Consider the following 11,918-nt stretch of genomic DNA (forward strand, 5'->3'; position numbering starts at 1 on the left):
ATGTCACACCGGTGTTCACCCGGGGGGAGACGCAATGAGCGGCGGGGCCCTCCCCGGCACCCGCCGCCCACGCTCTGATGTCCAAGAGTCTGCCCCACGGAAGCGACGGACGGACAGAGACGGAGGTCACATTTATCTTTTCGTAACAATACGGAGAGTCATTAACGATCAACGAGAGAGCGATCTCCGCAGCCTAGATAGCACCTCGTCAGGACGTCGATGGCGGCATGCCCGCTGCTCCGGGGGGCGATCTCCCTGGAAACGCTCCCATCACGGGCGGTCACGCAAATGCGTCGTGCAAGTGCAGTCCGCATGCGTACATCGACAGCGCCGGTTCGATGGGCGTGAGCGGACCGCCCCACCCGCACCGGTTTCGGCGTCCGCCACCCGGGAATTTGCCGGGGTACCGCCTGGTTCTACCGGACGAAAAAGCAATCCGCGCTGATCGGAGAGTCCAATGGCAACCGTCGAGCTGACCACGGCCAACTTCGACGAGGTGACCGCGAGCGACGGCATCGTGCTGGTCGACTTCTGGGCCGAGTGGTGCGGCCCCTGCAAGCGGTTCGCCCCGGTCTACGAGCGTTCGTCGGAGAAGCACCCGGAGATCACCTTCGGCAAGGTCGACACCGAGGCCCAGCAGGAGCTGGGCGCCAAGTTCGACATCCGGTCGATCCCCACGATCATGGCGATCCGGGACGGCGTGATCGTCTTCGCCCAGCCCGGCGCGCTGCCCGAGTCGGCCCTGGAGAACCTGATCGAGCAGGTCCAGGCCCTCGACATGGACGACGTCCGCAAGCAGCTGGCCAACCACCAGCACTGAGCACCGCCGACGGCGGCCGGGTCCACGGGGTCCGGCCGCCGTCGACTTGCGCCGACTATCGCACACGTGTTCGAATAGGCGTCATGCGCTGGGAGCACCTCTCCGCTCCCCCGGACGAGGAGCATCCCGACCGGGCAGCGCCAGCGGCGCCACCCCTGCCGCTGGCGCTGCCCGGAGCGGTGGCCCGCACCTTCGACACGCCAGACTTCGCGGGCATGACGTTCTACGAGGTGCGGGCAAAGTCGATCATCAACCGGGTGCCGGGCGGCTCGCGGGTGCCGTTCAGCTGGACGATCAACCCGTACCGGGGCTGCACCCACGCCTGTGTCTACTGCTTCGCCCGCAACTCGCACACCTATCTCGACCTCGACGCCGGTGCGGACTTCGACCGCAAGGTGATCGTCAAGGTCAACGCCGGGGAGCTGGTCCGACGCGAGCTGGCCGCCCCGCGCTGGCGCGGCGCGGCCATCGCGATGGGCACCAACGTCGACTGCTACCAGCGGGCCGAGGGGCGCTACCGGCTGCTGCCGCCGATCATCGAGGCGCTACGCGACTTCGGCAACCCGTTCTCGATCCTCACCAAGGGCACCCTGATCCTGCGGGACCTGCCGTTGCTGCGTCAGGCCGCCGAGGCGACCCGGGTCGGCCTGTCGTTCTCGGTGGGTTTCGTCGACGAGGCGCTGTGGCGGGCGGTCGAGCCGGGCACCCCGAGCCCGCGACGCCGGCTCGACGCGGTACGCCGCCTCACCGACGCCGGTTTCGCGGTGGGGGTGCTGATGGCCCCGATCCTGCCCGGCCTCAGCGACGGCGACGAGTCGATCGACGCCACCGTCTCGGCGATCGCCGCCGCCGGAGCCACCAGCGTCACCCCGCTGGCGCTGCACCTGCGGCCGGGGGCCCGCCAGTGGTACGCGCACTGGCTCGGCCGGCAGTTCCCGCAGCTGGTGCCCCGGTACCGCGAGCTGTACCGGTCCGGGGCCTACCCGCCGCAGGCGTACCAGCGGGAGCTGACCGCCCGGGTGCGGATCGCGGCCCGCCGGCACGGCCTGCACCGGGGCGAGCCCGGCGACACCCGACGACCGCCGGTCCCGCCGCCCGCGCCCGCCCCCGAACAGCTCGCCCTGCTGTGAGGACCGGCGCGGCCCGTCCGTGCCGGTCTCGGCCACCCGCGCCGGCACCCGGCCGGGCTAGGCTCGGCGGATGCGGACCGCCCAGCAGCTCCTCGCCGACTCCGCCGTGATCGCCGTCGTTGGCGCGTCCCGCGACCCGGGCAAGGCCGCACACCGGGTGCCGGCGCAGATGCAGCGGTACGGCTGGCGGATCATCCCGGTCAACCCGGCGGTGGACGAGTTGTTCGGGGAACGGGCGTACGCCTCGCTGGCCGACATCCCGCACCCGGTGGACCTGGTGGACGTCTTCCGACCGGCCGGGGACGCGGTGGAGGTGGTGCGTCAGGCGGCGGCGATCGGCGCTCCGGCGGTCTGGCTCCAGCTCGGCATCGTCTCGGCCGAGGCCCGGCGGATCGCCGAGGAGGCCGGCATGGACTACGTCGAGGACCGCTGCCTGATCGTCGAACGGGCCGCCGCCGACCTCACCCCGCCCCGGTGACCGGTCCCCCGACGGGGGGCGGCAAGCCCGTCGCTGCCGGTAGCGTCCGGCACCGGCTACCGATCAGCGGAACTGTGCCTCCCGGACGCTGTTGCCGCCGTCCACCACCAGCATCTGCCCGGTGATGTACGACGCCGCCGGTGAGCAGAGGAAGCTGATCGCGGCGGCCACCTCGTCCGGGGTGCCGGGACGGCCGACCGGCGTGCCCAGCCCCTGCTTGATCTCCGCCATGGTGGAGGCCGCCGTGTAGATCGTCCCCGGGGCCACCGCGTTCACCGTCACCCCGTCGGCGATCATCTCCATCGCCAGCGCCCGGGTCAGCCCGACCACCCCCGCCTTGGCCGCCGCGTACGCCGCCTCGGTCGGCAGGGCGTTCACCGGCCCGGCGGTCGCCGAGAGGTTGACGATCCGCCCCCAGCCGCGTTCGGCCATCCCGCTGATGAAGGCCCGGCTGCACAGGAAGGCGGTGGTCAGGTTCCGGTCGATCTCGCCGCGCCACTCGTCGTAGCTGAGCTGGGCCACCGGGCGCAGTACCTCGGGGCTGGCCCGGCTGGCCAGGCCTGCGTTGTTGACCAGCACCTCGACGTCACCGAGCTGCTCGGCCACCGCGTCGGCGAGCGCGCCGACCTCGGACTCGTCGGTCAGGTCGGCGACGAAGCCGGTCACGCCCAGCTCACCGGCCCGCTCGTGGATCCGCCGGGTGGTGGAGACGATCGCCACCCGGGCACCCAGGTCGGCCAGGCGGCGGGCGGTCGCGTACCCGATGCCGTCCGCGCTGCCCGCGCCGGTGACCAGGGCGACCCGCCCGTCCAGCCGCATGGTCACCGGATCGGCCACCGGCACCGGCTCGTCCTGGCCGGGCTGGCTGCCGGCGGCCGTGGCGCGGGTACGCCGGGCCAGGCCCGGTCGGCTCACGTCCCGCCTCGGTCGACTGCCGGATCGGTCGGCCCCACGCGCGTCGATAGCCATGCCGGGCATCCTGCCCGTTCGGCAGGGCGCGGGCAACGAGCCACCACGGGCGGACCTCGGCACTGTCGGGGCCTGGCTACCCTGACGGCGCACCTACATGCGACGGAGAAGATCACATGACCTACCCCCCGCCCTCCGACGGTTGGCAGGACCCGGCATGGTCGGGTCACCAGCCCGATCCGACCCTGCCGGCCAGCGCCCCACCGGTTTCCGTCCCACCCATCGGCAAGGACCCGTACGCCCCGGTCGACCCGTACGCGGGTGCGCCGGGCATCCCGGCCCAGGCCGGCCCGGTCGACCCGTACGCCGCCGCGGCCGGCTACCCGCAGCCGGTCGGCTACCCGCCGGCGGCCGGGTATCCCGGTTACGGCGGCTACCAACCCCCACCCACGCAGAACGGCCTCGCCATCGCCTCGATGATCGTTTCGATCATCGGCGCGATCGGCCTGTGCGGTTACGGCCTCGGCGGCTACATCGGCGTCATCGGCGCGATCCTCGGCCACGTGGCCCGCAAGCAGATCAAAGAGCGTGGCGAGGGTGGCTCGGGCTTCGCCACCGCCGGCATCGTCGTCGGTTGGATCTGCACCGTCATCGCGGTGCTGGCCACCATCGCCATCGTGGTCTTCTTCGTCTGGCTGGCCAACCAGGAGTCGTCGACCGGCTACGGGACCACGTACTGAGCCCGTCCTGGCCGCCCCGGGAGGCCCGGGGCGGCCCGACCGGTCACCGCTGCGGCGGGACGACCGGCCCGTTCCGGCCGCCGGAGACCGGTGACACCGCGGTAACCTCGTGCGGTGACCGGGGTGAACGGACCTGTGGAAGATCTCACCGGGCGGCGGACCGTGGTGGTGACCGGGGCCAGCTCCGGCATCGGGCTGGCCGCCGCCGTGGCCCTGGCCCGACGGGGCGACCGGGTGGTGCTGGTCGGCCGGGATCCGGCCCGCCTCCAGGCCGCCGGTGACCGGGTACGCGAGGCGTCCGGCGAGCGCCCCGAACTCTTCCGCGCCGACTTCGCCGTGCTGGACGACGTGCGCGGGCTCGCCGAGCGGCTGCGGGCGGCGTACGACCGGATCGACGTGCTGGCGAACAACGCCGGGGCGATCGTGTTGCAGCCGCTCACCACGGTCGACGGGTTCGAGCTGTCCATCCAGGCCAACCACCTGGCCCCGTTCCTGCTGAGCAACCTGCTCGTCGATCGGGTCGGCCGGCTGGTGGTGACCGCCTCCGGCGCGCACCGCAGCGGCACCCTGGACCCGGACGACCTCAACGCCCCGCTGCGCCGTTACCGGCCGATGCGCGCGTACGGCACCAGCAAGCAGGCCAACATCCTGTTCACCGCCGAGGCGGCCCGACGCTGGCCGGACGTGCCGGCGTACTCGTTCCACCCCGGGGTGGTGCGGACCCGGTTCGGCGCGGACAGCAAGCTGGTCGCCCTCGGCATGCGGCTGATGCCGTTCCGCAGCCCGGAGAAGGGCGCGGAGACCCTGGTCTGGCTCGCCAACCAGCCCGCCTCCCGGCTGGTCGACGGCGGCTACTACGCCGACCGGCGACTGCGCCGGCCGTGGCCGCGCGCCACCGACCCGGCTCTGGCCGCCCGCCTCTGGACCGCCAGCGCCAAGGCCGTCGGCATCGGAGCCTGAAACGGGCTGCGACGGAACGACCATCCGTGCCTGCCACCGTGACGCAGGAGGACGGGGTCACAGCAGCTCGTCGTATTCCAGAAGCCCGTTCTCCAGAACATGACGGCGGAAGCCGCCGACGCCGAAGGGCAGGAAGTACTCACCTTCCAGAAGATGGTCGACCAACTCTTCGACCATCAGCATGGTGAGCCTTTTCGTGCGGACCGCCTCGCACAGCAGCGGGACGGTCGCCGTGACCCGGATACCTCTTTCTTCGGCAATCTGGCGCGGGGTGGCATCGTCCAGCACCACTTCACACTTGTAGACCTGCCCCATGGCGAGCACCCCGCACTCACCAAGGTTCTTACCGTCAGCCACCAACCGGTCGTCATAGTGGGCGAACGCTTCGATGAAATCGAAGTCGGTTGACCTGTGAACATGGATCCAGTCTGCGTCGAGCACCGCACGAGCGGCCGCCACGTGCTCGACAGCACGATTGAGCTCACGCTCCACGCTGTCGGGGATGTAGACGGGTCGACCCTCGGCGAGAAAACGCAGGACCCCCAGCCATCCCTGCTTCGCAAAATGGCGCAACGGCCCGGTGTCGAAGACCAGGGCGTTCTCGGGAACCGTCACGACACAAAGCGCCAGATCTCGTCGGTCCGCCGCTCTCTGCTCTGCGGCAGGTCCACCTCGTCGAATGTGCCCTGAAGTAGGTCCAGGGCTCGTTCGCGGCTGATGCGCTCATCCCGCACGAGCCGCAGCACCGCACGGGCGAACGGTCGAGGAACCGTCGTCCCCGCCAACTCCTCCGGGGGGACGTTGAGACCCATCTCTACGATGTCAGTCTGATTCGTGCGGTACTTGCGTACCGAGGCGACCGTCTCACTGTCGGCTAGGCTCAATTCTTTCAGGCGCGTCGCGAGGGTGGCCATGTCAACCCGAAAGACACTCGCCAGGTGGATCGCCGCAGCACGCTCTCCCGACCGGGACGCCTTTTCATCCCACTGCAGGGTGACCGCAGCCTCGGGGAGCAGCAACGCGCGCGCAAAGCGATCGAGGCGTGACTCCAGGGGGACGGCGTGATCGGAGTGGTCGGCCACTCGCCAGTCGATGGTGTAGGTGTCCGCGATGAGGTAGTGACCGAGTTCGTGCGCCAGGGCGAGTCTCCTACGGCCGACCTTCATGTGGCTGTTGACGAGACACACACCGCCACGGGGCAACAGGATCGACCCAGCGTCCGCCGTATCTTTGCCGATATCGCGAGAGAACGCCAAGAGCCCGACGTCGGCGACCCGTTCGGCGAAATGGTGGATCGGCTCCGCCGCCGGCAGGGCCAGCAAGTCGCGCGCCTGCATCGCAAGTGACTCGGCCTCGGCGTTGGTTGCAGGCGGTGTGATGTGGGCCCGGACGACCGCCTCGGCACCATCGAGCCCCAGTTCGCCGACGCCCAACGAGGCGACGAATTCGACCTCGCTGGCGAACTTCGTAAGCAGGGCGTCGACCTGTGAGTCCGCGGTGTCCAGCCCCTGGCTCGACCGATGCGCGACGAGCGCGGGAATAGGCTCCTCGAAGAACGTCGACATGCGCACACCGACCGCGGCGGCGATGTCCGCCAACTCGAGTGCCGTGACCTTGCGTACGCCACTCTCGATCTTGTTCATGACTGTGCGCTCGATGCCCACCGCCTGACCGAGGTCCTCTTGGCTAAGGTCTGCACGCTTACGCGCCTCTCGGATGCGCTCCCCCAGCGTCCGTGCGTCGATATCAGCCACAGTGCGATTCTCGCACACTACGACTGTGACACGGGACACAAGCGGTAGAAACCACCAGGCGGACAGCCGCGCTACTCGACCACGTGGACCGGGATACTGGTCACCACCACACCGGGCAATGCGCGCAACGCCCTGCGCAGCCGGTGTCCGGTGCGGCTGTGCAGCAGGCGGTGCCAGGGCCGGCGCAGCACCACCTCCGGCACCACCACGGTCAGCACCAGCTCCGGCGCGGCGGCGTGCAGCGCCGCCAGGTAGTGCGCCAGCGGCCCGATCACCGCCCGGTACGGCGAGACGATCGTCTCCAGCCGGACGTGGTCCCCCCAGGCCCGCCACTGCTCCCGGAACCGGTCCGCCTCGGCCTCCTCCGGGGCGAGGTGCACCGCCAGCGTCGGCCTTCCCAGCGACACCGCGTACGCCAGGGCACGCATCGACGCCCGGTTGAGCCGTACCACTGGGACCACCACCAGGTGCCGCAGCTCCTGCGGCACCTCCTCCCACTCGACGGACCCGGCGCCCGGCGCTGGCACGGCGGGCGGAGGCACGGCGGGCGGAGAGACGGCGGGCGGCCCGGCCGCCACCCGCGACGGCCGGACCCCGGGCTGCCGGCCGCCCGGCGGGGGTCGCAGGGCCAGGGCGGCGTGCAGGGCGCGGTAGTGCCGGTGCACCCGGTGGAAGAGCAGCACCAGCAGGGGTACGGCGATCACCACCACCCACGCCCCTTCGGTGAACTTCGCCACCGCAGCGGTCAACAGCACCAGGCCGGACAGCACCGCGCCCACCCCGTTGACCAGCACCCGACGCCGCCAGCCGACGCCCCGGTGCCGCCGCCAGTGCACCACCATGCCGCTCTGCGACAGGGTGAAGGCGAGGAACACCCCCACCGCGTACAGCGGGATCAGCTTCTCGGTGTGTCCACCGAACGCGACGAACACGACGGTCGCCGTCCCGGCCAACGCCACCAGCCCGTTGCCGAACGCCAGCCGGTCGCCCAGGTGCAGGAAGCGGCGCGGCGCGTGGCCGGCGCGGGCCATGAAGAACAGCAGCCGGGGGAAGTCGTTGAACGCGGTGTTCGCGGCGAGCAGCAGGATCAGCGCGGTGGTCGCCTGGACGACGGCGTACCAGGGGCCGGTCGGGAAGGTGACCCGGGCGAGCTGGGACAGCAGCGTCTCACCGGGGCGGGGCACCAGGCCGGTCAGGTGGATCAGCAGGGTCAGCCCGGCGAAGAGGACCACCAGCATCGCCACCATCCAGGACAGCGTGGTGCGGGCGTTGCGCCACTCCGTCGGGCGGAACGCCGGGACCGCGTTGGAGACCGCCTCGATGCCGGTCATCGACACCGCCCCGGAGGCGAACGCCCGCAGCACCAGCAGCAGACCCAGCCCTTCCGTCGCCGGCACGACCGGCGGGGCCACCGGCGCGAAGCCCCGTCCCGCCGCCCGCAGGTAGCCCACCACCAGCAGCCCCAGCACGGCGGCGACGAAGGCGTACGTCGGCAGGACGAAGATGTTGCCCGCGGTCCGCACCCCCCGCAGGTTGCCGGCGAGCAGCAGCAGGATCACCAGCACCCCGAGCGGCACGGTGAAGGGCGTCAGCCCCGGCAGTGCCGAGGTGACCGCGTGCATCCCGGCGGCGATCGACACCGACACGGTCAGCACGTAGTCCAGCATCAGCCCGGCGGCGGCGGTCAGCCCCGCACCGACCCCCAGGTTGTCCCCCGCCACCAGGTACGAGCCGGCCCCGTGCGGGTACGCCGGGATGGTCTGCCGGTACGAGATCCCGACGGCGACCATCAGCAGCACCAGCCCGGCCGACAGCGGCAGGGTCAGGCCCAGCGCCCCGCTGCCGGCGAGCACCAGCACGGTCAGCAGCGCCTCCGGCCCGTACGCCACCGAGCTGAGCAGGTCGGAGGAGAGCACCGGCAGGGCCACCAGTTTGCGCATCCGCTCGTGCAGCACCGCCGCGCTGGCCAGCGGTGGCCCGAGCACCGCCCGCCGGACCCGGCCCAGCCGCCGCCCGAGGCCGGAGTCGGGACGGTTCGCGGGTTCGGCGGCGACCAGCCCGTCCCGCCCGCCCCGGTCATCCCGCTCGGGCCGGTCATCCTGCTCGGGCCGGTCATCCTGCTCGGGCCGGTCATCCTGCTCGGGCCGGAACAGGGCGATCGGGGTCAGCCGGCTGAACCGGCCCGGGGCCGGTCGGCTCCGGTACCGGCCCAGGGTCGGGTCGACCGGCAGGGCGCGCGGCACCCCGGTCCGCCACTGCGCGCCGACCCGGCGCAGGGTGTCCACCTCGGCGGGGTCGAGCGGCGGGAACTCGGCCGACGGGGTGACCACGGTGTCGCTGCGGTCGTCGTCCATGCTCCACCCCGGCATCGCCCACCTCCCCCCGCACTCTCACGCGCGGACGGGATCCCCGCCCGCCGTTCGGGCGGAATCGCGACGAACGGGCTCCCCGTGCACGGCCGGGACCGGGTCCGGCCGGCCGCGGAGGACAGCCGGACAGGACGGGCCGCCGGGGTGGGCGGCCGGGCGGGACGGGCGGGACGGGCGGCCGGGCGGGACGGGGAGGTCAGCCGGCCGGCGGACGGGACGGCGATGGGGCGGCGTCGGCGGGGAGCGCCGCCGGGACGGGGCGACGGCCGGCGCGGGATCCGCCGAGCACCACCACTGTCACCCCGACGAGCAGCAGCGCCAACCCGGGCAGGGCGAGCGGGCGCGGCAGCTGGCCCAGCCAGGCCCAGGCGATCAGCGCCGCGCCGGGTGCCTCCAGCAGGATCAGCACGCTGATCGTGGTCGCCGAGACCCGGCGCAGCGCGTGGTTGAACATCGAGTGACCGAGCAGTTGTGCCCCCGCCACCAGCCCGAGGATCGCCAGCCAGGTGCCGGAGCCGTAGCCGTGCAGCCGTACCCCGCCGACCAGGCAGACGACCAGCAGGACCAGCGCGCACACCCCGTAGCAGATGGTGGTGTAGGTGGCGGTGCTGATGGTGGCGCGGGCGCGCTCGCCGAACGCGGTGTAGACGGCGGCGAACATCCCACCGACCACCGCGAGCAGGTCACCGGCGAAGGCCCGGCCGGAGACCCCGACGTCCGCGCCGGTGGCCAGCACCGCGCCGGTCACGGCCAGCCCGATACCGACCCAGACGGCGGACGGCAGCCGCCGGCCCTGCCAGCGGGCGATCAGCCCCTGCCACACCGGTTGGGTCGCGCCCAGCGCGGTGGCCGCCGCCACCGAGGTGAGCTGGGCGCTCGGCATCCAGGTGGCGAAGTGCGCGGCCAACGCCACCCCGGACAGCACGCAGTACCAGCCCTCCCTGCGGGCCGCCCCCACGGTCAGCGTGCGGAGCTCGACCCGGCGGCGGGTCAGCGTGAAGGGCGCGAGCACGACGGTCGAGAGCAGGGTGCGCCAGAACGCGACGGCCAGCGCCGGTGCCGCCGCGAAGGCGATCAGCGGGGCCGACGACGAGACCGAGGCGACGGCGAGCGCGAGGACGCCGACGGTCAGCGGATCGACGGGCGGGCGCGGGTGGGCGGAGGACACGGGGAGTAATCCTCACACGCCCGGCACCGGGGCGGTGGGGTCGGGCGACGGATCAGCGGCGGCGGACCCGGTGCAGACGGAAGGGTTTGCGGGTGGCCCGGACCACGGCCGCACCGCGTGGCTCGGCGGCCAGCGAGGTGTCCGGCAGGGCCGTCCCGGCGTCCGGCGGGCCGTCCGGGGCGAGCCGGGTCAGCGCACAGCCGTCGGCCGCCCAGCGGGCCACCAGGTCGGCGGTCGGGCCGGAGGCGTTCAGCCGCTTCGCCGCCACCAGCGGGGCCGCCGTCTCCCACTCCGGGGTGCCCGGGGCCAGCCGGGTCACCCGGGCCGGCCAGGTCACGATGCGTCCGCCGTGGTCGCCGCGCAGGGTCACCCGGGCGGCGTCGGCGTCGGCCAGGCCCGGCGCGGCCTGCTCTCCCGGCCCGCTGACCACGAACAACGACCCCTCCAGGGGTACGCACCACAGCGCGGTCGGCGCACCGGCACCGACCGCCACCCAGGCCACGGCGGCCTTCTTCATCGCCTCGTCGACCAGGGGCGTCGACCGGGGAGCGTCCACCTCGTCCGTCACCCCCGCATCCTCTCGCAGCTCCCGCCCGGACGACACCCGACCGTCGACTCCGCCGGGTCACCGTCGCCCCCGACCGCCGCCCTCGACCGCCCGCCCGCACGACGGCGGGTCCGGAGCCCGTGCCCGGCCGGCCGGCGCGCTCCGTGGTCAGCCGACGAACGGGGGGACCAGGATCTCGCCCCGGGCCACCGGCATCACCTGACCGGCCACTGTCGTGCCGACCGCCTGCCCGTCCACGGCGGTCACCGTGCAGGCCAGCTCGGACGGGCGACCGATCTCCACGCCCTGCCGGACGGCGTACCCGGAGCGGCCCTCGCCGGGGAGCAGACCGCTGGCGACCAGCCACACCCCCAGCCCCAGGGCGGCCGAGCCGGTGGCCGGGTCCTCCGGCACCCCGAGCCCCGGCACGAAGACCCGGGCGTGCGCGGTGCGCGTGTCGGCGTCCCAGGAGAAGACGCTGACGTGCTCCACCCCGTACCGCTGGGCCGCCGCGGCGTTGACCCGGGCGCGGGGCACCGCGTCCGGGTGCACCGGCAGGTAGGGGAACTCCAGCCCGCAGCCGGCCACCCGGGGGGACGGGCCGGCGTGGTCGGCGGCGGTGAGCCCGGCCATCTCCAGCAGCGGCTCCGGGTCGAGTTCCGGCCCGAGGGTGCAGGTGCCGCCGGTCAGGGTGGCACCGGTCGCGGTCACCTCGATCGGCAGCACCCCGGCGTGGCACTCCTGGCTGACCGACCCGGCGGGGAACAGGCCACAGCGGCTGGCGGTGACCGCCGCGCCCACGCTGGGATGACCGGCGAAGGGCAGCTCCCCGGTCGGTGTGAAGATCCGCGCCCGGTACGTGGCGCCCACCTGGGTCGGCGGCAGCACGAACACCGTCTCCGACAGGTTGAACTCCATCGCCAGCGCCTGCATCTGCTCCGTGGCCAGCGCTTCGGCGCCGAAGACCACGGCCAGGGGGTTGCCGGCGAACGGGCGGTCGGTGAAGACGTCCACGATCTCGTAGGCCAGGGTCGACATGGTGG

12 protein-coding genes are annotated in these 11,918 nt (G+C 72.9%); 5 read left to right on the top strand and 7 right to left on the bottom strand.

The window, feature by feature from the left end:
- The first annotated feature begins 457 nt into the window (after positions 1-457).
- The 3 genes from trxA (at position 458) to GA0070623_RS14755 (ending at position 2,428) form a co-directional block, all read left to right on the top strand.
- Positions 458-820, top strand: coding sequence for a thioredoxin (trxA, locus tag GA0070623_RS14745; protein ID WP_067306679.1), 363 nt, complete (start codon positions 458-460; stop codon positions 818-820).
- 83 nt (positions 821-903) lie between these two features.
- Positions 904-1,950, top strand: coding sequence for an Rv2578c family radical SAM protein (locus GA0070623_RS14750; RefSeq protein WP_067306676.1), 1,047 nt, complete (start codon positions 904-906; stop codon positions 1,948-1,950).
- A 70-nt stretch (positions 1,951-2,020) separates the two neighbouring features.
- Entirely contained in the window at positions 2,021-2,428 is a 408-nt protein-coding gene (locus GA0070623_RS14755; protein WP_067306674.1) for a CoA-binding protein, read from the top strand.
- A 63-nt stretch (positions 2,429-2,491) separates the two neighbouring features.
- Here the strand turns inward: GA0070623_RS14755 and GA0070623_RS14760 are convergent, their stop codons facing one another.
- The gene (locus tag GA0070623_RS14760; protein ID WP_172898519.1) at positions 2,492-3,328 is read right to left on the bottom strand and encodes an SDR family NAD(P)-dependent oxidoreductase; all 837 of its coding nucleotides are present in this window, start codon (positions 3,326-3,328) and stop codon (positions 2,492-2,494) included.
- Between the two features lie 185 nt (positions 3,329-3,513).
- Between GA0070623_RS14760 and GA0070623_RS14765 the strand changes: the two genes are divergently transcribed.
- Positions 3,514-4,077 carry a DUF4190 domain-containing protein gene (locus tag GA0070623_RS14765; protein ID WP_067306668.1) on the top strand — a complete coding sequence of 188 codons (564 nt, stop codon included), beginning with the start codon at positions 3,514-3,516 and terminating at the stop codon, positions 4,075-4,077.
- Between the two features lie 135 nt (positions 4,078-4,212).
- Positions 4,213-5,037 carry an SDR family NAD(P)-dependent oxidoreductase gene (locus GA0070623_RS14770; RefSeq protein WP_067306719.1) on the top strand — a complete coding sequence of 275 codons (825 nt, stop codon included), beginning with the start codon at positions 4,213-4,215 and terminating at the stop codon, positions 5,035-5,037.
- A gap of 57 nt (positions 5,038-5,094) precedes the next feature.
- Here GA0070623_RS14770 and GA0070623_RS14775 read toward each other — a convergent pair whose 3' ends face one another.
- The 6 genes from GA0070623_RS14775 to GA0070623_RS14800 form a co-directional block, all read right to left on the bottom strand.
- Positions 5,095-5,652 (bottom strand): nucleotide-binding protein, encoded by a 558-nt coding sequence (locus tag GA0070623_RS14775; protein WP_067306665.1) that lies wholly within the window; start codon positions 5,650-5,652, stop codon positions 5,095-5,097.
- Positions 5,649-6,791 carry a helix-turn-helix domain-containing protein gene (locus tag GA0070623_RS14780; protein WP_089004059.1) on the bottom strand — a complete coding sequence of 381 codons (1,143 nt, stop codon included), beginning with the start codon at positions 6,789-6,791 and terminating at the stop codon, positions 5,649-5,651. Before GA0070623_RS14780 ends, GA0070623_RS14775 begins: the two co-directional genes overlap by 4 nt.
- Positions 6,792-6,862: 71 nt before the next feature.
- Positions 6,863-9,145, bottom strand: coding sequence for an APC family permease (locus tag GA0070623_RS14785; RefSeq protein WP_231932362.1), 2,283 nt, complete (start codon positions 9,143-9,145; stop codon positions 6,863-6,865).
- A 211-nt stretch (positions 9,146-9,356) separates the two neighbouring features.
- Positions 9,357-10,328, bottom strand: a complete 972-nt coding sequence (locus tag GA0070623_RS14790; protein ID WP_067306659.1) for a DMT family transporter — start codon at positions 10,326-10,328, stop codon at positions 9,357-9,359.
- A gap of 52 nt (positions 10,329-10,380) precedes the next feature.
- Positions 10,381-10,845: a hypothetical protein gene (locus GA0070623_RS14795; RefSeq protein WP_407938001.1), complete on the bottom strand. Its 465-nt coding sequence runs from the start codon at positions 10,843-10,845 to the stop codon at positions 10,381-10,383.
- Positions 10,846-11,043: 198 nt separating this feature from the next.
- Entirely contained in the window at positions 11,044-11,913 is an 870-nt protein-coding gene (locus GA0070623_RS14800) for a PhzF family phenazine biosynthesis protein (RefSeq protein ID WP_067306655.1), read from the bottom strand.
- Positions 11,914-11,918: the final 5 nt, after the last annotated feature.

The sequence above is a fragment of the Micromonospora rifamycinica genome (genome assembly GCF_900090265.1).
Classification (GTDB): domain Bacteria; phylum Actinomycetota; class Actinomycetes; order Mycobacteriales; family Micromonosporaceae; genus Micromonospora; species Micromonospora rifamycinica.